Source organism: Pseudomonas sp. GL_135, assembly GCF_057834665.1.
The window spans coordinates 253,392-277,551 of the sequence record NZ_CM174408.1 but is presented as its reverse complement, the minus strand read 5'-3'; the positions used below and the strand labels follow the sequence as shown (position 1 = coordinate 277,551).

Sequence of the window (24,160 nt, the reverse complement as noted above, 5' to 3'; positions counted from 1 at the left end):
AGCGGCTGAAATACAGCCTTCGTGAGCAAGCTCACTCCCACAAGGGCAGTGTCCGCCATGCAATCTGCGGCGGCTGACATGCATTCGTGGGAGCGAGCGTGCTCGCGAATAGGCCGGGACAGCCGCTAAATATTCAGCGGCTGAAATACAGCTTTCGTGAGCAAGCTCACTCCCACAAGGGCAGTGTCCGCCATGCAATCTGCGGCGGCTGACATGCATTGGTGGGAGCGAGCTTGCTCGCGAATAGGCCGGGACAGCCGCTAAATGTTCAGCGGCTGAAATACAGCTTTCGTGAGCAAGCTCACTCCCACAAGGGCCGTGTCCGCCATGCAATCTGCGGCGGCTGGCATGCATTGGTGGGAGCGAGCTTGCTCGCGAAGATGTCGGTACATCCACCAAATCTTCAGCGGCTGAAATACAGCCTTCGTGAGCAAGCTCACTCCCACAAGGGCCGTGTCCGCCATGCAATCTGCGGCGGCTGACATGCATTGGTGGAAGCGAGCTTGCTCGCGAAGATATCGGTACATCCACCAAATCTTCAGCGGCTGAAATACAGCCTTCGCGAGCAAGCTCACTCCCACAAGGGCAGTGTCCGGCATGCAATCTGCGGCGGCTGGCATGCATTGGTGGGAGCGAGCTTGCTCGCGAAGATGTCGGTACATCCACCAAATCTTCAGCGGCTGAAATACAGTCTTCGTGAGCAAGCTCACTCCTACAGGGGGCTGTGTTCGGCATGCAATCTGCGGGGTTTGAGAGCCGGGAAGTCTCTTATAAGTTTGGCGTCATCTGAACCAACCCCGCCTCCACCAGCCACTCTTCCAGCGCCACAAGATCGGGGATTTTCGCCACGGTCTCGCCCACTTGCACCGCGGCCAGTTCCAGCTCGGCCAGCGGCACGTCGACGTAGCTGAGCTGGCTGTCCAGCTTGCAGGAACGCGGAATGCCTTGGGTCAGCAGGGCGATGAATTTCAGGTCAGGCCGACCGCCGAGGGCGTTGAGCACGACGATGCGGGCGCGGCCTCCAACGCGGGCGCGGCTGCCGCAGGCGGCTTCGAAGCTGAGCAGCGGCAGACTGCGGTTGCGCCAGTTGATGGGGCCCAGGTACCACTGCGGTGCGGCGGGGTCGGCGACGCTGTCTTGATAGTCGATCAGCTCGGCGACCGCCACGTTGGGCAACAACAGGTGCCGGTCACTCAGGGGAATCAGCAACCCGGTCAGGCTGGTCAGCCGCGCCGTTTGCGTGGTGGTGTCAGACATGGGCGTGGCTCCAGTGGGCGATGCTTTCCAGCAGTGCGGCTTCCTGATAAGGCTTGCTCATGTATTCGTTCACCCCAAGCGCCATGGCGTGGTCGCGGTGCTTCTGCCCTGATCGCGACGTGATCATGATGATCGGCAGGTGTTTCAAGGCGTCGTCTCCGCGAATCTTGCTGACGACTTCAAAGCCGTCCATGCGCGGCATTTCGATGTCCAGCAGCATGATGTCCGGGGTGTGCTCTTGCAGCAGCGCCATGGCATCGACGCCGTCTTTGGCCGTCAGCACGTTCATGCCGTTGCGCTCCAGCAAGCGGCCGGTGACCTTGCGCACGGTCACTGAGTCATCCACTACCATCACCAGCAACGGCCGCGCCTGTTCGGGTTCTACATAACGCACTGGCGCATGACCGGCGACCTGCAACGCGAGCAACTTGGCGTGGAAGCGCCGGATGTGGGCAAACAGGTCGAGAATCAGCACCACGCGGCCGTCCCCCAGAATGGTGGCGCCGGCAATGCCCGGAATCGAGGAAAACTGCGGGCCCAGGTTTTTCACCACGATTTCCCGCGAGCCGGCCAGCGCGTCCACCTGCACCGCAACCCATTGATCGTGAACGTGGACGAGAAGCACGGGCAGCGGCTGGGCCTGAGTCTGGCCGCTCAGTTTCGGCGGATGACCGTTATTGAGTAATTCGCCCAGATAACGCAACTCGTAACTCCGTCCGCTGTACTCGTACCGCGGCGGCACCGTGTGATAGCAGGACTCCAGCTCGCTCGGCATCACGCGCACGATGCCCTCGATGCTGTTTAGCGGTACGGCGTACTGTTCTTCGCCGCACTGAACCATCAGCGCCCGATTGACCGACACCGAGAACGGCAGGCGGACACGGAACCGCGCACCCTCGCCCGCTTTGGAATCAATGACCATCGAGCCGCCCAGGTCCTTGACCTCGGCATGCACCACATCCATGCCGACACCGCGCCCGGAAATCTGGGTGATGGTCTCGGCGGTGGAAAATCCTGGCCGCAGGATGAACTGCAGAATGTCGTGTTCGCTCAGTTCGGCGTCCGGGCCGATCATGCCGCGCTTGATCGCCTTGCGCCGCACGGCCTCGAAGTCGACACCGGCGCCGTCGTCGCGCATTTCGATAACGATGTCGCCGCCTTCGTGGGCCAGACTCAGCGTGATATGCCCCCACTCGGGTTTGCCAACGGCCAGACGTTCCTCGACGCTCTCCAGACCATGATCGACGGCGTTGCGCAGCATGTGCTCCAGCGGCGCGACCATGCGTTCGAGCACGTTGCGGTCCATCTCGCCCTCGGCGTTGACCACGTCGAACTTGACCTTCTTGTTCAGCTCGCCCGACACCTGACGAACGATCCGGCGCAGGCGCGGCACCATACGCTCGAACGGGACCATGCGCGTGCGCATCAGGCTTTCCTGAAGCTGGGTGTTCACCCGCGCCTGCTGCTGCAGCAGGGTTTCGGCCTCATGGGCGCGGGTGTCGAGGGTTTCCTTGAGGTCCATCAGGTCGGACGCGGACTCGAACAGCGCGCGGGATAACTGCTGCAGCTGCGAATGACGGTCCATTTCCAGCGGGTCGAATGCTTCATAACCGCGCCGATCGACGTGGTGGTCGCGGCTGAGGATACGGCCCTGGGTCTCAATGTCGAGTCGGCGCAGCTGATCCCGCATCCGCTCGATGGTGGTTTCCATCTCGATCAGGGTGATCTGCGCGTCGCTGACCTGCTGCTCGACACGGCCCCGGAATATCGAGGTTTCCCCCGCCAGATTGGCCAGGTCCTCCAGTTGCTCGGCCGGAACCTTGATCATCTCCGGGCCGGTACGCTCGCCGTCGGCCTCGGCCTGCGCCGCCGTATCAACAACCGGCGCGGGCACCTGAGCCGGCGCATCCTGAGGTGTATCGACAGCGTCTCGGGCGGTTCCGGACGAGGTGTAGTGACCGATGCTCTCGATCAGCAGCGCCGGGTTGGGCAGCGGCTCGTAACCCCGAACGGCATCCACCATGTCGGCGAGCATGTCGTGGCCGCTTTGCAGCAAGCCGTTGAGCAGCGCGCTGTTTTTCAGCGCACCCGTCGATAATCCTTCGTACAGCGACTCCAGTTCGTGGGCCAGATCGCCAATCGGCGCGATCTCCACCATGCGCGCGCCGCCCTTGAGCGTGTGCAGATCACGCAGCAGGTTTTCCACTTCCAGCGCGTTGTGCGGATCGGCCTGCCAGCGCACCAACGCCGCGCTGCTGCTTTCGATGATGTCGTCGGCTTCTTCGAGGAAGATTTCCAGCAGTTCCGGATCACGCTCGTCCAGCGAGTGAATCATCGAGCTGACATTGCGCGTCTCGCCGTCATGGGGCAGCAAGTAACAGTTGCGCTGACGAAACTCGCGGATCTTCTCGATCAGGTGCGCGGGACTGGTCAGCGCCGAGCGGTGCTGCAACTGCTCAAGCATCAGCGACAGGTGATCGTGGCTGTGCACCAGCAGTTCGGCCAGTTGCGGCGAGTAACCGCATCGTCGGTCAAGCAGGCCTTCGTAGAGCGATTCCAGCTCGTGACCGAGGTCGCCCACCGGCCCGATTTTGGCCATGCGCGCGCCCCCTTTGAGGGTGTGCAGGTCACGTTGCAACGATGACAGCGGCAGCGGGTTGTCCGGCTCGTCAAGCCAGCGTTGCAACGCAGGGCCGGCGATGTCGAGAATGTCCATCGCCTCTTCAAGAAAGATCTCGACGATTTCCTGATCAAAATCATCACTCAACGGCTTGGCAGGTTGAGCGAGGCGTTCGCTGACCTCCTCCATCTCTGTGATGTGGGTCGCCCCAGCGCCATCACTTTTGATGACGCCCATCGCGCCGGGGTCCAGCGCTTCGGCAAGCAGCCCGCGCAAGGCGCTCACCCGTTCGGGGCAAGGCTGAACTTCCTGTCCGGCGGCGACCTGATCGAGCATGTTGATCAGCGCCTCGTGGGCCTTTTCGGCTTCATCGAAGAACCGTTCGCTGACGGCAAGGCTGCTCTCCTCCACCGCGCCATACAAGTCGAGCAGCGCTTCGCAGAGTTCGTCGACCTGAGGCAGGTCGGCCATATGTGCGCCGTGGCCGAGCATGGTCAATTCGTCCAGCAGCGCATTCAGTTCCTGGCGGTGGCCGGGGTGCTGACGCCAGTCTTTGAGCAGGTTGTCGGCGTCCAGCAGGATGTCCATGCCCTCGGCCAGAAAGCTCGCGATCAACTGCGGATTACGCCGCGTGCGCAGCCCATTGCTGTCGTCGCTCAAGGCATCGGCCAGCCGTCCGTCAAGCAGCTCCTGGGCCTGTTGAATTAGGGCGGCAGCGCCTTCGATGGGCATCAGCGGGTCGACATTCAGCTGAGCCAGACCCTGATGGAACAAAGGCTCGGCCGCACGCAGCAGGTCGATTTCGTCCTGGCCGACCGCGATCAGGTTGGTCTTGAACTCGCGAACGAGTTGATCCAGCGGGCTCGCCAGCTCGGCAATCGGCAGGACGCCTGCCATGTACGCGCTGCCTTTGAGGGTGTGCAGCGCGCGCAGCAAATCGTTGCTGAACACAGGCGCATCAGCGTCCTGCGAGGCGTCGAGATAGCGGCTCACCGTGTTCAGGTGGGTATGGGCTTCCTGACGGAAGATCTCCAGCAACTGCGGGTCAAAACCCTCTTCGTCCTCCGGGCGTTGCGCAGGCTCGACGTCGCCTGCCTCGCCCTGGGCCAGCGCGTGAGCCTGGGCGGCCAGTTGGTCGACATCGTCACGCTGACGCTGAACGTCCTCGGCGAAATCGCGAATCACGTCCGGCAGCAAAGTCTGTACGTCTGTCAGCAACTGCTGCACCCGTGCATCCGGCTCGACGCTGTGTTCCAGAACGCGGTTCAGCAGGTTTTCTACCGACCATGCCAGCTCGCCCAGAATCAGCGCGCGCACCATCCGGCCGCTGCCCTTGAGGGTGTGAAACGCGCGACGAATCTCGCCCAGCGCCGAGAGGTTGCCGGGATCGGCAAGCCAGCGCGGCACGTACTCGCGCAGGGCTTCGAGCATCTCGTCGGTTTCTTCGAGGAAGACTTCGCGCAACTCGTCATCGATCGCCTGCTCACCCTTCGGCGGCGGCAACAGGCTGGCCGGCATGTTTCGCGCCGGCGGGTTGACCGCCGACAGCGGGCTGGCCAGCACTTCGGCGAGGGTGCGGCTCGGGCTGACCAGGGCCTGCCGCTCGTGCAGATCCTGCAGTTCTTCTTCGCTGATGACTTCTTCGAGCACCGGCACATCCAGCGCGTCGGGGACCGGCGAGTAACCGAGCCGGGCCAGACTTTCCTGGGCCAGGTCCAGCACGTGTTCACCCGGCGCCTCCGGGTCTTCGGCCATGCGTTCGAGGTAGTACTCGACGCCGATGATCACGTCCGCCAAGTGATCGAGCTGCGAGGCCGCCGGGCTCTCACCGTCGACCAGCAAGCGCTCGGTGATGTAGTCGTTACAGGCCGCCAGCAGGCCGGATGCCCGCGCCAGCGGAATCATCGCCAGGGCGCCGCGCACCTGAACCAATTGCTCCGACAGCGGTAGCAGACGTGCCCGATCCATTTCGCCGTCGACGTAGGCGTCGATCACATCCTTGGCCTGCTGAAGGACGATGCGCGCTTCCTTGATGACCAGCTGATGAATCTGGCTGAGGTCCGTGGTCGGCAGGCGGCTCTCTTCGGGGCTGCTCTGGTTGACGGTTCCGGCCATGCCCGCGAGGGTGGATTCGACGTACAGCAGCGCGCCGGCGACGTCCATCAAGGTGGCATCGTCGGGCTCGCGCTGCCCTTGGGCCATGCCCTGCACCACGGTCATCTGATCAATGATGACTTTGCGCGGCTGCCCAAAGCCCAGCACCGCCAGGGTGTCGGCGATCTGCCGCAGCGGCGGCAGCAACGCACTCAGCTCACTGACGTGCTGACGATCCCCGCGCACAAAAACGTCGAGCCGCTCCTTGGTACGCACCAGCTCATCACACAGCGCAATGATCACAGAGCGCATGGCGTCGCGGTCCGGCCCGGCCATGCGCGCGCGTTCTTCAGCAACCAAAGCGCTGTGCGGCAGGGCATCGGCAAGGGCGTATTGGTCCTTGAGGTCCGTCATCTTCTGCGCCTCGCTGTCGGACTTGGCGATGTAAAACAACAGGCTTTTCAGGAGTTCGTCGGGCGCAGGCTGATTGATCCCCTCGATGCCTTGATCCAGCAGACGTTTCAGTTCTTTGTCAGCGTCCTTGAACAGGCTGCGCAGCGCCGGGCTGTTAGTGAAGTTACCGCTGACCATGGTTTCGACCAGCGCGGAAGCGATGCGCCAAAGCGGTTCGAGGGGCGCGTCCTCGCACAAGACCTCAAGCCGTGCGAACACTTTGCCCATGTAACCGAGTTGAGTCTGCACGTCCTGATCGCGAAGCAGCCCGACCAGCGCGGTTTGCAGCGTCTGCCGCAGTTTGCGCAGCTTCGCGGGCAGCTCCGGGCTGTCGCGCTCGGCCAATGCGTCGGCATCAAGGGCAGGGATAGACAGCAATTGTGGCGAGAACAGGCTGGTTTCCGACAACAGGCTTTCGCCCCGGGCGCTGCGCAGATCATTGAGCAGCGGCAGCACCACCAGCGGCAGATCACGGCGGGCGGAATGCACACGCTCCAGGTAGAGCGGCAGTTGGGTCATCGCCAGATTCAGCAGCTGAATCGCTTCGCTTTCCTGGCTGACGTGGCCCTGCTTGAGGGCCAGCGCCAGCTGTTCAATCTCCTCGGCGAACAACGCGGCGCCGTAGAACTCGATCATCTGCAGGCTGCCATGAACCTGGTGGATAAGGTCAAGGCAAACGTCCATCGCCGATGCGTCGTGGGGGCGGGCGACGAAAGTGTCCAGTGCCTGTCGGGCGTGGGTGAGGGTTTCGGCTATTTCGCCTTTGACCCACTCCAGGGCCACGTAATCGTGACGGTCAGCCATGGTGACTCCGGTTGCCTGTGTTCTGACGCTGCTTCATTTGCGATAACGGGTGCATTAACGGGGCTATCAAACGGGCGCTCACAACGGCCATCAATGCCGTGATGTCGGCAGCGTAAAGCCGGACACCGAGCGGCGCATCTCGCTGGCCATCTTCGCCAGATTGCCCATGCTCCGGGCAGTCGCCGCCGTGCCTGAGGTGGTCTGCGTGGTGGTCTGCTGGATCACCAGCATGGTCGACGAAATCTGCTGGCCCAACTCAGCCTGCTGCTGCGCCGCATTGGTGATGCTCTCGACCAGCGCGGCGAGGATCTTCGACACGCCTTCAATTTCTTCCAGCGCGACACCGGCGTCCTGCGCCAGCCGCGCACCGCGCACCACTTCGGCGGTGGTCTGCTCCATGGAGATCACCGCTTCGTTGGTGTCGTTCTGAATTGCGCGCACCAGCGTTTCGATCTGCTTGGTCGCTGACGACGAGCGCTCGGCCAGCCGCTGCACCTCATCGGCCACCACCGCGAAACCGCGTCCGGCATCACCGGCCATCGAGGCCTGGATCGCGGCGTTGAGCGCAAGAATGTTGGTCTGGTCGGCGATGTCATCGATCAGGCTGACGATGTCGCCAATCTCCTGGGATGACTCGCCGAGGCGCTTGATGCGTTTTGACGTGTCCTGAATCTGCTCGCGGATGTTGTCCATGCCGGTGATGGTGTTGTGCACCACCTCGTTGCCCTTGTTGGCGATGGTCACAGACCGCTCGGCGACCGCAACGGACTCGGACGCATTGGCCGAGACCTGATCGATGGAAGTCGCCATGTCATGGATGGCGTTAGAGGCCGCTGCGATCTGCAACGCCTGATGCTCGGACGCCGCGGCCAATTGGGTGGCGGTGGTCTGCGTGTCTTTCACGGCGCCGAACACTTGCTCGGCGGTAAGGTTGATGGTCGACACCAATTCGCGCAGTTGATCGATGGAGTAGTTGATCGAATCGGCAATCGCGCCGGTGAAATCCTCGGTCACCGAGGCAGCCACGGTCAGGTCGCCGTCCGCCAGGTTTTCGATCTCGTCGAGCAGGCGCATGATCGCGTTCTGGTTGCGCTCGTTCTTCTCAGCGGTTTCGCGCAGCTGCCGGTTGGTTTCGCGCACCATCACCAGGCCAATCAGGATGATCGACGCCAGGGCCAGCAGGCCGAGTATGTAGCCGCCATAGCTGTACGCCGCGCGCCCACCGGCCATGTGCTCGAAACTGTTGGCCAGCACCGAGGCTTCGTCGAGGAGCGTCTGCGAGAGGTTGAAGATGCTGCCCGCCGCTTCACGGACTTCCAGCAGCTCCGGCGAGGTTTCAAGGATTTCGTCGACCGACCCCGAGACGAACTGGAACAGCTCGGCAATCTCGGCCAGACGCGCCCGCGCATCGCGGTCTTCGACCTGAGCGATTTTCAGGGTGGCATTCCCTTCGAGCATGCCGTTGAGCACACGCCCGAACTGGCTGGCATCACGACCGAAAGCATCCGCTGCCTGAACCGCGGTTTCGTCACCCGACAACACCGTGTTCACCGCACCCAGTATCCGCTCGGCCAGCAGCGACTGCCGCTGTGCGAGGGCCACTTGAGCCGCGGGCGCACGGGTTTGCAGGAGAATGTCGACGACCTTTTCCGATTCGATCTGCAATTGCGGGATGGTCTCTGCGAGCGTTGCCGCGACCTGATGCAGCGAGAGCACGGTCTGCTCACGGGCCAGAATCACGTCGGTGCTTTTGCGCAGATTCTCCCAGTCGTTCTGTACCGCTTTCAGCTCATCGCTCACCGCAGCGGGCGCAGCAGGCAGGCCGGTGTTCTTGTCGCCTTTCTTCAAATACTGCCAGCGCGTGTCGAAGTCGTTGCGCGCGTCGGCCAACAGCTTGAATGCCGCCGCCTTGCCCGCCGCCGCCTCCGTGGCGTTCTTGGCGATGCGCTGGGACAGCACGCGAAGCTCGCCGGCGTGGCCTATGTATTGTTTGTCGTAGTTGGATTGCGTGCTGAGATACGCGAAGTTGACGAACAGCAGCATGATGAAAACGATGAGGCAGATGAACAGCACGACGATCTGCGATCGACTGCGCGCGCCTTCCAGTGACTTGCCGGTATTACTCATTGCTCAGGGCTCCGCCTGATGTTCGATTAAGGGACGGCATTAGCCGTCTGGACAGGCACTGTTCAACGCCGCACATCAAAGCGCCACATCCATAAACTCAGGCGACTGCACCAGCGCACGTGGGCTGAATACCTGCCAGGCCTGCTCGCGCACAAAACGCCCCCGTATGTACGGCGCGACGCGGGGTTCGCTGTCGTGACCCGCTTCAGGCATCAGGCTCCGCTCGCTGAAATGCTGCATGCCCAACACCTCGTCGATGAGCAGACCGACGAACACGCCCTCGAAGTCGATGACCAGCACGCGCCGGTGTTTGCGCAGGGGTGAAAGTTCGTGACCAAAGAAGGCGCACAGATCCATGATCGGCAACAAGCGGCCGCGCAGATTGGCGATGCCGCAAACCCACGCCTTGGCGCCCGGCAACACCGCGCAGCGCGGTTCGTGAAGGATTTCGTCGACCTCGCCCATGGGCGCCACGTAATGGCGCTCGCCCATGCGGAAGCCAATGCCGCCCCAACCTTGTTGTCGGGTTTCCTGCAACGGCAGGCCGGCAGCGAGGGAGCGGCAGCGCTGGTCGATATCGAGCAGCAGCTGGAAGGCGGTTTGTGACCGAGCCATGAGCGTCAGCCGGGGGTCAGCCCGCGAGCACCGCGTTCAGGGTTTTCATGAGGGTTTCTTCGTCCACTGGCTTGGTCAGGTAATCCCGCGCGCCCTGGCGTTTGCCCCAGACCTTGTCGGTTTCCTGATCTTTAGTGGTGATCATGATGACGGGGATCATGCTGGTGTCAGCGTCTTTGGTCAGCTGACGGGTCGCCTGAAAACCGTTGAGGCCCGGCATGACGATGTCCATCAAGACGGCATCGGGTTTTTCCTGACGGGCCAGCGCCACACCGTCGGCACCGTTCTCGGCCTTGAGGACCTGGTGGCCGTGCTTCTCCAGCATGCCGGTCAGCTTGTACATTTCGGTCGGCGAGTCATCGACGATCAGAATTCGAGCCATGGTGCTTCCCCATAGAAACAGCCGTCCCCCACGAAGGGGGCGGCATCAAGATAGTTGTTGTTCGACTGCAACGAACCCGGGCACATGGGCCTTGATCGCACTGAGCAGTTCTTCCTTGCTGAACGGTTTGGTCAAAAACTGATCGGAGCCGACGATGCGCCCCTTGGCCTTGTCGAAGAGCCCGTCCCTTGAGGACAACATGATCACCGGCGTGGATTTGAACGCCCGGTTGTTCTTGATCAACGCGCACGTCTGATACCCGTCGAGCCTGGGCATCATGATGTCGACGAAAATGATTCTGGGATGATTGTCGGCAATCTTGGCCAGTGCGTCGAAGCCGTCGATGGCGGTGATTACTTCACAGCCGACGTTTTTCAGCAGCGTCTCGGCGGTGCGACGAATCGTTCGGGAGTCGTCGATGACCATCACTTTCAATGGGGCTGAATGCTGTTCCATATCTGCTCTACCATCGCCGCGGCGAATCAGATGGGTTGCCTTCCGCCGGGCATCTGGTTTTGGGTCGGGATGATCGGGAGGCGCCAGAGACAGCTGGCGCGACACCGGATGCCGAGCCTTTTTAGCACACTCTCCACGGTCAATCCATAAAGCCTTGCCCCTTGACCCAAAGCCGGCGCGGCGCCACCCTGACGCCTATTTTCGGCCTGTCGTGGCCATTACCGATCAGAGGATATTACCCATGAGCATTCGCCTGGGAATCGTCATGGACACCATCGAGCGCATCTCCTATAAAAAGGACAGCTCGCTGGCCATGCTCCTGGCAGCGCAAGCCCGCGGCTGGTCGTTGTTCTATATGGAGCAGCACGACCTGTACCAGGACGCCGGCCAGGCCCGCGCCCGCATGAAACCGCTGAAAGTCTTCGCCGACCCGGCTCACTGGTTCGAGCTGGAAGCCGAAGTCGACAGCGGTCTGGATGATCTGGACGTGATCCTGATGCGCAAGGATCCGCCGTTCGACATGGAGTTCGTCTACTCCACCTATCTGCTCGAACAAGCCGAGCGCGCCGGCGTGCTGGTGGTCAACAAGCCGCAAAGCCTGCGTGACTGCAACGAGAAGCTGTTTGCCACGCTGTTCCCGCAATGCACGCCGCCCACGCTGGTCAGCCGTCGTGCGGACATCATCCGTGAGTTCGCCGCCAAACACGGCGATGTCATTCTCAAGCCGCTGGACGGCATGGGCGGGGCGTCGATCTTCCGCCACCGCGTCGGTGACCCGAACCTGTCGGTGATTCTCGAAACCCTGACCAAGCATGGCCATGAGCAGATCATGGCGCAGGCCTATCTGCCCGCGATCAAAGACGGCGACAAGCGCATTCTGATGGTTGACGGCGAACCCGTGCCGTATTGCCTGGCGCGCATCCCGGCCGCTGGCGAAACCCGAGGCAACCTGGCGGCGGGTGGTCGTGGCGAAGCCCGTCCTCTGACGGACCGAGATCGCTGGATCGCCGCCGAGATCGGCCCGACGCTGCGGGAAAAAGGCCTGCTGTTTGTAGGCCTGGACGTGATTGGCGAGCACCTGACCGAAATCAACGTCACCAGCCCGACCTGCATCCGCGAGATCGACAACGCGTTCGGGACGGACATTGGCGGCATGTTGATGGATGTGATTGAGAAGAAGCTGCAGGCGCGCGCTTAACCCAGCTCCTTGTGGGAGTGACGCTGATTACTCCCACAATGAAAGGCACCGCCCACTAATCGGCCCGGTGACATCAAACGCCAAGCCAGTCCTGACATTGCGTTATCATGCGCGGCCTGAATTTTTGCGCTAGGTGAGTAGTAATGCTGGCACATGTGCTGCCGGAGCGTGGATGAACGCTGCGGTCGACGATGATCTCCCCCTGTCCCTGACCCGCACTGGCGTGCGCCCTGCCGATCGCCTCGGGTTTACCCTGATGATCGCCGCACTGGTGCATCTGGCCGTCATCCTTGGCGTCGGTTTCACTTACGTCAAACCGGAAAAGATCAGCCAGACCCTGGAGATCACTCTCGCCCCTTTCAGAAGTGACACCAAGCCCAAGGACGCTGACTTCCTCGCCCAGCAAAACCAGCAGGGCAGCGGCACCCTCGACAAGAAAGCGGTGCCCAAGACCACTGAAATCGCCCCGTATCAAGACAACCAGATCAATAAGGTCACGCCACCGCCTGCCGCCAAACCGGTGGTCAAGCAGGACGCGCCGAAGACCGCTGTTGCCACGAAAGCCCAGTCTCCGCAAAAGACCGTCGCCAGGCGCGATGAGGTCAAGCCGGAAGAACAGAAGAAAGTCGCACCGACCATCGACAGCACGCAGCTGAACAGCGAAATCGCCAGCCTCGAAGCCGAGCTGGCGGATGAGCAGCAGGCGTACGCCAAGCGTCCGAAGATCCACCGCTTGAGTGCGGCCTCGACCATGCGCGACAAGGGCGCCTGGTACAAAGAAGACTGGCGCAAGAAGATCGAGCGCATCGGCAACCTGAATTACCCGGACGAAGCGCGCCGCAAGCAGGTCTACGGCAGCCTGCGGATGATGGTGTCGATCAATCGCGACGGCTCACTGTACGAGGTACTGGTTCTCGAGTCGTCGGGTCAGCCGCTGCTGGATCAGGCCGCGCAGAAGATTGTCCGGCTGGCCGCACCGTTTGCGCCGTTCAGTGGCGATCTGGCCGATATCGACCGGCTTGAAATCATCCGCACCTGGAAATTCGCGCGCGGGGACAAGCTGTCGAGTAATTGATCAGCCAATGCCGCGCACTAGGAAACCTGACCTGCGTCGCGATTTATCCGCCCGCGAGTCGGTTCTGCCAGTTGTCACAACAGCCCCGCGACGCCACACTAGGGCTCATGAAAAACGTCTCTCCGTCGTACCTCAAACACCAGTTTCTGATCGCCATGCCCCACATGCACGATGAGAACTTCGCCCAGACCTTGACCTACATCGTCGAGCACAACGCCAATGGCGCCATGGGCCTGATCATCAACCGACCGCAAAGCCTGTCGCTGGCAGATGTCCTTGAACAGCTGCGTCCCGAATTGCCGCCTCCTGCGCGGTGCAGGGATATTGCCATTCACCTCGGCGGGCCGGTGCAAACCGATCGCGGCTTTGTCCTGCACCCTTCCGGTCAGGTCTTCCAGGCGACGGTCGACCTGGGTGGCATTTCGCTCTCGACTTCCCAGGACGTGCTCTTCTCTATCGCAGATGGCTACGGCCCTGATCAAAATCTGATCACACTCGGCTATGCCGGTTGGGACGCAGGCCAGCTGGACGCCGAGTTTGCAGCCAACGCCTGGCTCAACTGCGCGTTCGACCCGGCAATCCTGTTCGAGGTGGAGAGCGAAGACCGGCTCAACGCCGCCGCCGCCAAACTGGGCGTCAACCTCAACTTGCTGACCAGCCAGGCGGGCCACGCCTGATGGCCGCACTGCGCTTGTTGCTGGGGTTCGACTACGGCACCAAACAGATCGGCGTGGCGGTCGGCCAAGTGATCACCGGGCAGGCCCGCGAACTCTGCACATTGAAAGCGCAGAACGGCGTGCCGGACTGGGACAAGGTTCAGGCGCTGATCAGCGAGTGGAAACCGGACGCCATCGTCGTCGGCCTGCCCCTGAATATGGACGGCACGCCGAGCGAGATGAGCGCACGCGCCGAGAAGTTTTCACGCAAGCTCAACGGCCGCTTCAACCTGCCGGTCTACACCCACGACGAACGCCTGACCACCTTCGAAGCCAAAGGCGAACGCGCCTCCCGCGGCCAGCACGGCAGCTACCGTGATAACCCCGTGGACGCCATCGCCGCAGCGCTTCTGCTGCAAAGCTGGCTGGAAGCCAATACCGCGCTGTTTGAAACCTGATCCATCTACGCTGCACCGAATTCGATTTACCCCGGACGTTCGTGCAGCGCACGCCGGGGCACCTGAAGGAGCAACCATGAGCCTGCCAAATCCTGCCGAACTGATCAGCCAGATGGCGATTGATCTCGACGCGCACCTGAACAAACGCGGCATCCAGGAGCCTCGCTTCATCGGCATTCGCACCGGTGGCGTGTGGGTCGCGCAGGCGCTTCTCGAGGCCCTCAACATTGAGTCCCCGCTGGGCACGCTGGACGTCTCCTTTTATCGCGACGACTTCAGCCAGAACGGCTTGCACCCGCAAGTGCGACCGTCAGAGCTGCCGTTCGAGATCGAAGGCCAGCACCTGGTGCTGATCGATGACGTGCTGATGAGCGGGCGCACCATTCGTGCAGCGCTCAACGAACTGTTCGATTACGGCCGCCCGGCCAGCGTGACCCTGGTGTCGCTGCTGGATCTGGACGCCGCCGACCTGCCAATCCGCCCGAACGTGACGGGCGCGACCCTGTCACTGGGGCCGAACGAACGGGTCAAGCTGTCCGGGCCAACGCCGCTGACGCTTGAACTGCAAGACCTTTCCACCGATTCCGCCGCCCTCTAAGAGTCCTTTGCGATGACGCCTCTCGACGCCAAGCGCCCGCTGCAACTGAACCATCAGGGCCAACTGCAGCACTTTCTCTCCCTCGACGGTTTGCCCCGCGAACTGCTCACCGAAATCCTCGACACCGCCGACTCGTTCCTCGAAGTCGGCGCCCGGGCGGTGAAGAAGGTCCCGTTGCTGCGCGGCAAGACCGTGTGCAACGTGTTCTTCGAGAATTCGACCCGCACCCGCACCACGTTCGAACTGGCGGCGCAGAGGTTGTCGGCGGATGTCATCACGTTGAACGTGTCGACCTCCTCGACCAGTAAGGGCGAGACGCTGTTCGATACGCTGCGCAACCTTGAGGCCATGGCCGCCGACATGTTCGTCGTGCGCCACGGTGACTCCGGTGCGGCGCACTTCATCGCCGAACATGTCAGCCCGCAGGTGGCGATCATCAACGGTGGCGACGGCCGTCACGCGCACCCGACGCAGGGCATGCTGGACATGCTGACGATTCGCCGCCACAAGGGCAATTTCGAGAACCTCTCGGTGGCGATCGTCGGCGATATTCTGCATTCCCGCGTCGCGCGCTCGAACATGATCGCGCTCAAAGCGCTGGGCTGCCCGGACATCCGCGTGGTCGCGCCAAAAACGCTGCTGCCGGTGGGCGTCGAGCAATACGGCGTGAACGTGTACACCGATCTGACCGAGGGCCTGAAGGACGTCGACGTGGTGATCATGCTGCGCCTGCAACGCGAGCGCATGTCGGGCGGCCTGCTGCCGAGCGAGGGTGAGTTCTACCGCTTGTTCGGCCTGACCACCGCACGCCTGGCCGGCGCCAAGCCCGATGCCATCGTAATGCATCCGGGCCCGATCAACCGCGGCGTAGAGATCGAATCGGCAGTAGCAGACGGCCCTCATTCGGTCATTCTCAATCAGGTGACCTACGGCATCGCCGTGCGCATGGCCGTTCTGTCCATGGCCATGAGTGGCCAAACCGCACAACGTCAGTTCGAGCAGGAGATCGCCCAGTGAAGTTCAGCATCCTCGGCGCTCGCGTCATCGACCCTGTCAGCGGTCTGGATCAAGTCACCGACATCCATCTTGAAGCGGGAAAGGTTCTTGCCCTCGGCGCGGCACCTGCCGACTTCAGCCCTATGGAAACCATCGACGCCGCCGGCCTGATCGCTGCCCCCGGGCTGGTCGACCTGAACGTGTCGTTGCGCGAGCCGGGTTACAGCCGCAAGGGCAGCATCGCCAGCGAAACCCGCGCAGCAGCAGCAGGCGGCGTCACCAGCCTGTGCTGCCCGCCGCGGACCAAACCGGTGCTCGACACCTCCGCCGTTGCGGAGCTGATCCTAGACCGCGCCCGCGAAGCCGGCTACAGCAAGGTCTTTCCCATTGGTGCGTTGAGCAAGGGCCTGGAAGGCGAGCAATTGGCCGAGCTGATTGCCCTGCGCGACGCGGGCTGCGTGGCCTTCACCAATGGCATGGTGAATTTCCGCAGCAATCGCACGCTGTGCCGCGCGCTCGAATACGCGGCGACGTTCGATCTGACGGTGATTTTCAACTCCCAGGACCACGACCTTGCTGAAGGAGGCCTGGCCCACGACGGCCCGACGGCTGCGTTTCTGGGTCTGCCGGGCATTCCGGAAACGGCGGAAACGGTGGCACTGGCGCGGGACCTGTTGCTGGTCGAGCAAAGCGGTGTGCGCGCGCATTTCACGCAGCTGACCAGCGCGCGCGGGGTGGCCCTGATTGCTCAGGCCCAGGCGCGTGGCCTGCAGGTGACGGCGGACGTGGCGCTTTATCAGTTGATCCTGACCGACGAGGCGCTGACCGGCTTTTCGAGCCTGTACCACGTGCAGCCGCCGCTGCGGACACGTGCAGACCGCGACGCACTGCGTGAAGCGGTGAAGTCGGGCGTGGTGCAGGCGATCTCCAGTCATCACCAACCCCATGAGCGTGACGCAAAACTGGCCCCGTTTGGCGCGACCGAGCCGGGCATCAGCAGCGTAGAGTTGTTGCTGCCCCTGGCGATGACGCTGGTCGAAGACGGCCTGCTGGACCTGCCGACGCTGCTGGCACGCCTCAGCTCCGGACCCGCCGCTGCGCTGCGCCTGCCGGCCGGAACGCTGACAGCCGGCTCGCCTGCGGACGTGGTGCTGTTCGATCCCGCCGCTTCTACGGTTGTAGGCGAGAAGTGGCTGTCGAGAGGCGAAAACTGCCCGTTCCTCGGCCATTGTCTGCCGAGCGCCGTGAAGTACACGTTTGTGGATGGGCGGGTTAGCTATAACGGGTGAGATGCCCAACCTCAGGCAGACGCTGATTATGTGGGAGCGAGCTTGCTCGCGAAGGCTTACCTTCAGCCCCAGAGAAAGTGGCTGAATGTACTGGCTCCTTCGTGAGCAAGCTCACTCCCACAGGTCCAGCGGCTTGGCCAAATTTCAAGTCGACCGCTGCCCACGTGGGAGCGAGCGTGCTCGCGAAGGCTTACATTCAGCCTCAGAGAAAATGGCTGAATGCAACGGCTCCTTCGTGAGCAAGCTCACTCCCACAGGTCCAGCGGGTAGGCCAAATTTCAAGTCGACCACTGCCCACGTGGGAGCGAGCTTGCTCGCGAAGGCTTACCTTCAGCCCCAGAGAAAGTGGCTGAATGCACCGGCTCCTTCGTGAGCACGCTCACTCCCACAGGTCCAGCGGGTAGGCCAAATTTCAAGTCGACCACTGCCCACGTGGGAGCGAGCTTGCTCGCGAAGGCTTACCTTCAGCCCCAGAGAAAGTGGCTGAATGCACCGGCTCCTTCCTGAGCACGCTCACTCCCACAGGTCCAGCGGGTAGGCCAAATTTCAAGTCGACCGCTGCCCACGTGGGAGCGAGCTTGCTCGCGAAGGCTTACCTTCAGCCCCAGAGAAAGTGGCTGAATGCACCGGCTCCTTCGTGAGCACGCTCACTCCCACAGGTCCAGCGGGTAAGCCAAATTTCAAGTCGACCGCTGCCCACGTGGGAGCGAGCTTGCTCGCGAAGGCTCACTTTCAGCCTCAGAGAAAATGGCTGAATGCAACGGCTCCTTCGTGAGCAAGCTCACTCCCACAGGTCCAGCGGGTAGGCCAAATTTTGTGTCGACCACTGCCCACGTGGGAGCGAGCTTGCTCGCGAAGGCTTACCTTCAGCCCCAGAGAAAGTGGCTGAATGCACCGGCTCCTTCGTGAGCACGCTCACTCCCACAGGTTTTGTGTCGCGCGTTGCCTTCACCGATGACTCGCCTCATGATGGGATGATCTCTCTCACTTCCACGGACGAGCCCAAAGCAACCGCGATTACCGGCGGGCGTTCTTCACCGAGATCTGGTCATTCAGCGTCCAGAAGTCGTACAGCACGCCCAGCAGCGCCAAACCTCCGGTGAACAGGTAAATGATCCCGGTGATCCATTTGCCCTGATACATCCGGTGCACACCGAACACACCCAGAAAGGTCAGCAGAATCCAGGCGAGGCTGTAATCGGTCGCACCTGCGTTGAATCGAAGGTCCGCTTCCCGATCCATCGCCGGGATCAGGAACAGGTCGATCAGCCAGCCGATGCCCAACAGCCCCAGCGTAAAGAACCAGATCGTGCCCGTGACTGGTTTGCCGTAATAGAAGCGATGAGCGCCGGTAAATCCCACAATCCAGAGCAAATAGCCCATGACCTTGCTGTGGGTATCAGGACGTTGAACGTCGGGTTGATAGGTGTTCATTGTTGACCTCGTCTGCTGCAATAGAAAAAAATATGCGTAAGTTTTGTGACTTTAGTGACGCCGTCCGACGTATGGCTTGAACCTCTTTTCAATCGTGCAAACCCTTGTTCTGCAAGGTGATCAGCACAGCAAGATGACGATTTAGCCGCCAAAACTGACTTCAAGGGCAGTAAATTGTTCGACAAGGGGGCTCAGAATTTCGCAAAAAGCTGTTATAAAGTTGCGCGCTGACCAACATGAGCCCTGCCTAATGCGTCCATTTTTCAAGACATGGCTGACTATTTGTCTATTTATGCCACTGGCCGCCCACGCCACCAATCGTGAGCAAACGCTTCCACCGAGCTTCACCGGTTTCACCGCCAAGTCCGAGTCGCCGGAATCCGTTTCACGCAACATTGCCGCTCAACGGGCTGCAATGGCTGCACTGGAACAAACGGCTACTCCACTCGAGTCCTCTGGCAAGCGAGCCAAAGCCGTTAAGGGTAAATCCTCCCGCAGCACTCGCAAAATTTCGCAGAACACTGTCGCCCTGGCCAACACGGCGCAGATGGGTACCAAACAGAGCAGCACTGTGGTCAACCGGGCCGTTAATGCCATCGGTACACCTTATCGTTGGGGCGGCACCAGCCCAACAAAAGGGTTCGACTGCAGCGGGCTGGTGAAATATGCCTTCAACGACGTGAGCGAAGTCGATCTGCCGCGCACGTCCAACGCCATGGCCGAAGGTCACGGTCAGAAGGTGGACCGCAAGGATTTGAAACCGGGTGACTTGCTGTTTTTCAACATCAAGAGCCGCAAGGTGAACCATGTTGCCATCTACCTCGGCAACGACCGTTTCGTTCACGCGCCACGCCGTGGCAAATCCGTGACGATCGACACGCTGAAGAAGCCGTACTGGGACAGCCATTACGTCGTCGCAAAGCGTGTGCTGCCAAAGCAGCCGCCGAGCCAGAAGGGCACCGTGCGCATCGCTCAGCGCTGATCCCACACACCGCCTGAAAACACTGTGGGGAGCGAATTGATTCGCTCCCCACAGTCGTTTGCCTTCCTGATCAGAAATTATCCGGCGTTTTCGCCTTCTCCCGCGCACTCTCACGCGTGATCAGCCCCTTGCTGATCAGATCCTTCAGGCACATGTCCAGCGTCTGCATCCCCAGCGATCCCCCGGTCTGAATCGACGAATACATCTGCGCCACCTTGTCCTCGCGGATCAGGTTACGGATCGCCGACGTGCCGATCATGATTTCGTGGGCCGCGACCCTGCCTCCGCCGACCTTCTTCAGCAGCGCCTGAGACACGATGGCGTGAAGCGACTCGGAAAGCATTGAGCGGATCATCGACTTTTCCTGCGCCGGGAACACATCGACGATACGGTCGATGCTCTTGGCAGCGGACGTGGTGTGCAGCGTGCCGAACACCAGGTGGCCGGTTTCTGCCGCCGTCAGCGCCAGGCGGATGGTCTCAAGGTCGCGCAGCTCACCTACCAGAATCACGTCAGGGTCTTCCCGCAGCGCTGAACGCAGTGCTTCGGCAAAGCCGTGGGTGTCGCGATGGACTTCGCGCTGGTTGATCAGGCTTTTTTTGGACTCGTGGACGAATTCGATCGGGTCTTCAATGGTGAGGATGTGGTGATGCTTGTTGCTGTTCAGGTAATCGACCATGGCCGCGAGCGTGGTCGATTTGCCCGAGCCGGTCGGACCGGTGACCAACACCAGGCCGCGGGGCACGTCGGTAATCTTGCGAAACACTTCGCCCATGCCCAGCTCTTCCATGCTCAAGACCTTGGATGGAATGGTCCGGAACACCGCGCCGGCGCCGCGATTCTGGTTGAACGCGTTGACCCGAAAGCGCGCAACGCCTGGCACTTCGAAGGAGAAGTCTGTCTCCAGATCTTCCTCGAAGTCCTTACGCTGCCTGTCGTTCATGATGTCGTAGATCAGCGCCTGAACCTCTTTCTGGTCCAGTGCGGGCAGGTTGATCCGCCGCACATCACCATCGACGCGAATCATCGGTGGCAGGCCGGCAGAGAGATGCAAGTCCGACGCGCCTTGCTTGGCACTGAAGGCCAGCAGCTCGGTAATATCCATACAGCTCCTCATCACATAGAATGCCGCAGACTTTAGCCCTGCTGGCGCAAATCAATGTCCACGATAGCAGAGAACATTTCAACGCTCGCCGAGCGAATTCGTAGCGCGGCGCAAGCGGTACAGCGCGACCCGGCCTCTGTCGGCCTGTTGGCGGTGAGCAAGACCAAACCGGCGAGCGACCTGCGGGAAGCCTACGACGCCGGACTCCGCGATTTCGGCGAGAATTACCTTCAGGAAGCCCTCGGCAAACAGGCTGAATTAAGCGACCTGCCCTTGATCTGGCATTTCATCGGCCCCATCCAGTCCAACAAGACTCGCGCCATCGCCGAGCACTTTGCCTGGGTGCATTCCGTGGACCGTCTGAAAATCGCACAGCGTTTGTCTGAACAGCGTCCGCCAGAACTGCCGCCACTGAACATCTGCATTCAGGTCAACGTCAGCGGCGAGGCCAGCAAGTCAGGCTGCGCCCCTGAAGACCTGCCCGCACTGGCCCAAGCCATCAGCGTGCTGCCCAACTTGAAACTGCGCGGCCTGATGGCCATTCCCGAGCCCACCGATGATCGCGACGAACAGAACGCTTCGTTCGCTGCCGTCAGCACCCTGCAGGCACAACTGGGCCTGCCGCTGGACACGCTTTCCATGGGCATGAGCCACGACCTCGAAGCCGCCATCGCACAAGGCGCGACCTGGGTGCGGATTGGCACTGCCCTCTTTGGCGCCCGCAATTATGGGCAGCCTTAACCTTTGCCCTACAGGAAACCGTTCATGAGCAAAACCCGTATCGCGTTCATCGGCGCCGGCAACATGGCTGCCAGCCTGATTGGTGGCATGCGCGCCCAGGGCGTCGACGCTGAGCTGATCCGTGCCAGCGATCCTGGCGCAGAAACCCGCGAGCGCGTGGCAAAAGAACACGGCATCAAAGTGGTCGCCGACAACGCCGAGGCCGTCGAAGGCGCCGATGTGGTGCTGCTGGCGGTCAAGCCGCAGATGATGAAAGCCGTGTGCGAAGCGCTGAAGCCGGCACTCAAGCCTCATCAATTGGTCGTATCCATCGCCGCAGGGATCACCTGCGCCAGCATGCGGGCCTGGCTGGGCGAGCAACCCCTCGTGCGCTGCATGCCGAATACCCCGGCCCTGTTGCGCCAAGGTGTCAGCGGCCTGTACGCCACGGCGGACGTCACTCCGGCCCAACGCGAGCAGGCCGAGACATTGCTGTCGGCGGTCGGGATTGCACTGTGGGTCGACGAAGAAGCCCATATCGACGCGGTGACGGCGGTGTCAGGCAGCGGCCCGGCGTATTTCTTCCTGCTGATCGAAGCCATGACGGCCGCAGGCGTCAAACTCGGCCTGCCGGCTGACGTGGCTAGCAAACTCACCCTGCAAACCGCGCTGGGCTCGGCATTGATGGCCACCGGCAGCGACGTCGATGCGGCCGAACTGCGTCGCCGAGTGACATCCCCTGCGGGCACCACTGAAGCCGCCATCAAATCTTTCCAGGCCGATGGCTTCGAAGCCATTGTGGAGAAGGCGCTGGGCGCCGCTGCACATCGCTCCGCCGAACTCGCCGAACAGCTGGGCAAATAAGGAGCAATTCATGAATGCACTCACCGGCGCCACGATTTTCGTCATCCAGACGCTCATCAGCCTGTACCTGACCATCGTTTTGCTTCGCTTTGTGCTGCAGCTGGTCAAAGCCAACTTCTACAACCCGCTCTGCCAGTTTGCCGTTCGTGCAACCCAGCCGTTGCTCAAGCCTATCCGGCGCATCGTGCCAAGCGTCTTCGGGCTCGACACGTCATCGCTGCTGCTGGCGATCGTCATTCAGGCGCTGCTGATGGCCTTTGTACTGATGATGACCTACGGCACCATCGGCGATATCCCGCACCTGTTGATGTGGTCGATCATCGGTATCACGTCGCTGCTGCTGAAAATCTTCTGGGTCGCGATGATCATCATGGTCATCGTTTCGTGGATTGCTCCGGGCAGCCACAACCCGGCCGCTGAACTTGCCTACCAGATCAGCGAACCGATCCTAGCGCCGTTCCGTCGCATCATCCCCAACCTGGGCGGCATGGACATCTCGCCGATCTTCGCCTTTATCGCGATTCAGGTGCTGCAGTCCTACGTCATGCCAGCGCTGGCGGCCTACGCCGGCATGCCGCAAGAGCTGTGGCGGTTGATCTGACAGCCGCTGCATGCAGCAAATGAGAATGCGGTAACTCTGATCGCAGGACCGGCTTCAGCCGGGAAGCTTTTGATCTTGGGGCGACGGCACCAGCAGCCGTCGCCCTTTTCCCGCCTAATGAATGTCGCGCCGGCAAAAATCCAAAGCGTCACCCTCCGCGAAATCAGCCATTTACTTTGTTGCCGCCCCCCCGCGCGATCTTTAGACTTACGCCTCATTTCAGCGAGAGCAGGTCGATGTCCACGGTCTTTCCCAAAGATTCTGTCGGTCTAGTCACGCCGCAAACGGCGCATTTTAATGAGCCGCTGGCCTTGGCCTGCGGACGCTCATTGCCTGCCTACGATCTCATCTACGAAACCTACGGTCAGCTCAACGCCGCCAAAAGCAACGCGGTACTGATTTGCCATGCGCTTTCGGGTCATCACCACGCGGCGGGCTACCACAGCGCAGAAGACCGTAAGCCGGGCTGGTGGGACAGTTGCATCGGCCCCGGCAAGCCTATCGACACCGATAAGTTCTTCGTCGTCAGCCTGAACAACCTCGGCGGATGCAATGGCTCCACCGGTCCCAGCAGCCTCAACCCGGAAACCGGCAGGCCCTTCGGCGCCGACTTTCCGGTGTTGACGGTCGAAGACTGGGTGCACAGCCAGGCGCGGCTTGCCGACCGGCTGGGCGTGGATCACTGGGCCGCCATCGTCGGCGGCAGTTTGGGCGGCATGCAGGCGCTGCAATGGACGATCACCTACCCCGAGCGCGTGCGGCACTGTCTGGCGATTGCTTCTGCACCCAAGCTGTCGGCGCAGAACATCGCCTTCAACGAAGTCGCGCGGCAGGCAATTCTGACGGACCCGGAATTCCACGGCGGCTCGTTTCAGGAGCACGGCGTGATTCCCAAGCGCGGCTTGATGCTGGCGCGCATGGTCGGGCACATCACGTACCTGTCCGATGACTCGATGGGTGAGAAATTCGGCCGGGGCCTGAAGAACGAGAACCTCAACTACGACTTCCACAGCGTCGAGTTCCAGGTCGAAAGCTACCTGCGTTATCAGGGCGAGGAGTTTTCCGGGCGCTTCGACGCCAACACCTACCTGCTGATGACCAAAGCGCTGGACTACTTTGATCCGGCCGCCAACTTCAACGACAACCTTGCCGCCACCTTCGCCAACGCCAGCGCCAGGTTCTGCGTGATGTCGTTTACCACTGACTGGCGCTTCTCCCCGGCCCGCTCGCGGGAACTGGTCGATGCGCTAATGGCGGCGAAAAAAGACGTCTGTTATCTGGAAATCGATGCGCCGCAGGGCCACGACGCGTTCCTGATCCCGATCCCGCGCTACTTGCAGGCTTTCTCCAGCTACATGAACCGAATTGCACTCTGA

The 24,160-nt window shown here is 61.6% G+C and carries 20 protein-coding genes; 12 read left to right on the top strand and 8 right to left on the bottom strand.

The genetic code is table 11. The features are described 5' to 3' along the window. Nucleotides 1–768: 768 nt before the first annotated feature. The 6 genes from AC3ISG_RS01250 to pilG form a co-directional block, all read right to left on the bottom strand. The gene (locus tag AC3ISG_RS01250) at nucleotides 769–1,257 is read right to left on the bottom strand and encodes a chemotaxis protein CheW (protein WP_122536410.1); all 489 of its coding nucleotides are present in this window, start codon (nucleotides 1,255–1,257) and stop codon (nucleotides 769–771) included. Continuing rightward, nucleotides 1,250–7,228 (bottom strand): hybrid sensor histidine kinase/response regulator, encoded by a 5,979-nt coding sequence (locus AC3ISG_RS01245; RefSeq protein ID WP_489298348.1) that lies wholly within the window; start codon nucleotides 7,226–7,228, stop codon nucleotides 1,250–1,252. Before AC3ISG_RS01245 ends, AC3ISG_RS01250 begins: the two co-directional genes overlap by 8 nt. Nucleotides 7,229–7,318: 90 nt before the next feature. Next, a complete protein-coding gene (locus tag AC3ISG_RS01240; protein WP_122536408.1) occupies nucleotides 7,319–9,355 on the bottom strand; it encodes a methyl-accepting chemotaxis protein in 2,037 nt (678 codons plus the stop codon). Nucleotides 9,356–9,430: 75 nt separating this feature from the next. Then, on the bottom strand, nucleotides 9,431–9,970 hold the full coding sequence (locus AC3ISG_RS01235; RefSeq protein ID WP_489298347.1) for a chemotaxis protein CheW: 540 nt from the start codon (nucleotides 9,968–9,970) through the stop codon (nucleotides 9,431–9,433). A 16-nt stretch (nucleotides 9,971–9,986) separates the two neighbouring features. Next, on the bottom strand, nucleotides 9,987–10,352 hold the full coding sequence (pilH, locus tag AC3ISG_RS01230; protein ID WP_065991171.1) for a twitching motility response regulator PilH: 366 nt from the start codon (nucleotides 10,350–10,352) through the stop codon (nucleotides 9,987–9,989). Nucleotides 10,353–10,397: 45 nt separating this feature from the next. After that, nucleotides 10,398–10,808, bottom strand: a complete 411-nt coding sequence (pilG, locus tag AC3ISG_RS01225) for a twitching motility response regulator PilG (protein ID WP_065991170.1) — start codon at nucleotides 10,806–10,808, stop codon at nucleotides 10,398–10,400. Between the two features lie 241 nt (nucleotides 10,809–11,049). On the opposite strand from pilG, the gene gshB reads away from it, so the two are divergent. From gshB to AC3ISG_RS01190, 7 genes are all read left to right on the top strand, one after another. Further along, nucleotides 11,050–12,006, top strand: a complete 957-nt coding sequence (gene gshB, locus AC3ISG_RS01220; RefSeq protein ID WP_489298346.1) for a glutathione synthase — start codon at nucleotides 11,050–11,052, stop codon at nucleotides 12,004–12,006. Nucleotides 12,007–12,178: 172 nt separating this feature from the next. Beyond that, a complete protein-coding gene (locus AC3ISG_RS01215) occupies nucleotides 12,179–13,081 on the top strand; it encodes an energy transducer TonB (protein ID WP_489298345.1) in 903 nt (300 codons plus the stop codon). A gap of 107 nt (nucleotides 13,082–13,188) precedes the next feature. Beyond that, a complete protein-coding gene (locus AC3ISG_RS01210; RefSeq protein ID WP_122536404.1) occupies nucleotides 13,189–13,758 on the top strand; it encodes a YqgE/AlgH family protein in 570 nt (189 codons plus the stop codon). Further along, nucleotides 13,758–14,195, top strand: a complete 438-nt coding sequence (ruvX, locus tag AC3ISG_RS01205; protein ID WP_205486098.1) for a Holliday junction resolvase RuvX — start codon at nucleotides 13,758–13,760, stop codon at nucleotides 14,193–14,195. Before AC3ISG_RS01210 ends, ruvX begins: the two co-directional genes overlap by 1 nt. A 76-nt stretch (nucleotides 14,196–14,271) precedes the next feature. Further along, nucleotides 14,272–14,793, top strand: a complete 522-nt coding sequence (gene pyrR / locus AC3ISG_RS01200) for a bifunctional pyr operon transcriptional regulator/uracil phosphoribosyltransferase PyrR (protein WP_122536402.1) — start codon at nucleotides 14,272–14,274, stop codon at nucleotides 14,791–14,793. 12 nt (nucleotides 14,794–14,805) lie between these two features. Continuing rightward, a complete protein-coding gene (locus AC3ISG_RS01195; protein ID WP_489298344.1) occupies nucleotides 14,806–15,810 on the top strand; it encodes an aspartate carbamoyltransferase catalytic subunit in 1,005 nt (334 codons plus the stop codon). Then, a complete protein-coding gene (locus tag AC3ISG_RS01190; protein WP_489298343.1) occupies nucleotides 15,807–17,078 on the top strand; it encodes a dihydroorotase in 1,272 nt (423 codons plus the stop codon). The genes AC3ISG_RS01195 and AC3ISG_RS01190 overlap by 4 nt, the downstream gene beginning before the upstream one ends. A 1,017-nt stretch (nucleotides 17,079–18,095) precedes the next feature. On the opposite strand, the gene AC3ISG_RS01185 is transcribed toward AC3ISG_RS01190, so the two are convergent. After that, nucleotides 18,096–18,512 (bottom strand): NINE protein, encoded by a 417-nt coding sequence (locus AC3ISG_RS01185; RefSeq protein WP_122536400.1) that lies wholly within the window; start codon nucleotides 18,510–18,512, stop codon nucleotides 18,096–18,098. A gap of 250 nt (nucleotides 18,513–18,762) precedes the next feature. Between AC3ISG_RS01185 and AC3ISG_RS01180 the strand changes: the two genes are divergently transcribed. Next, a complete protein-coding gene (locus AC3ISG_RS01180) occupies nucleotides 18,763–19,494 on the top strand; it encodes a C40 family peptidase (RefSeq protein WP_489298342.1) in 732 nt (243 codons plus the stop codon). 70 nt (nucleotides 19,495–19,564) lie between these two features. Here the strand turns inward: AC3ISG_RS01180 and AC3ISG_RS01175 are convergent, their stop codons facing one another. Then, nucleotides 19,565–20,599, bottom strand: coding sequence for a type IV pilus twitching motility protein PilT (locus AC3ISG_RS01175; RefSeq protein WP_065991152.1), 1,035 nt, complete (start codon nucleotides 20,597–20,599; stop codon nucleotides 19,565–19,567). A gap of 54 nt (nucleotides 20,600–20,653) precedes the next feature. Here AC3ISG_RS01175 and AC3ISG_RS01170 point away from each other — a divergent pair, with 54 nt between their 5' ends. From AC3ISG_RS01170 to metX, 4 genes are all read left to right on the top strand, one after another. Beyond that, complete coding sequence (locus AC3ISG_RS01170; protein ID WP_122624413.1) at nucleotides 20,654–21,340, top strand: YggS family pyridoxal phosphate-dependent enzyme; 687 nt, start codon at nucleotides 20,654–20,656, stop codon at nucleotides 21,338–21,340. A 24-nt stretch (nucleotides 21,341–21,364) separates the two neighbouring features. Next, nucleotides 21,365–22,183: a pyrroline-5-carboxylate reductase gene (gene proC / locus AC3ISG_RS01165; protein ID WP_489298341.1), complete on the top strand. Its 819-nt coding sequence runs from the start codon at nucleotides 21,365–21,367 to the stop codon at nucleotides 22,181–22,183. A gap of 10 nt (nucleotides 22,184–22,193) precedes the next feature. Next, nucleotides 22,194–22,784, top strand: coding sequence for a YggT family protein (locus tag AC3ISG_RS01160; RefSeq protein ID WP_065991147.1), 591 nt, complete (start codon nucleotides 22,194–22,196; stop codon nucleotides 22,782–22,784). 236 nt (nucleotides 22,785–23,020) lie between these two features. Further along, on the top strand, nucleotides 23,021–24,160 hold the full coding sequence (metX, locus tag AC3ISG_RS01155) for a homoserine O-succinyltransferase MetX (RefSeq protein WP_272633590.1): 1,140 nt from the start codon (nucleotides 23,021–23,023) through the stop codon (nucleotides 24,158–24,160).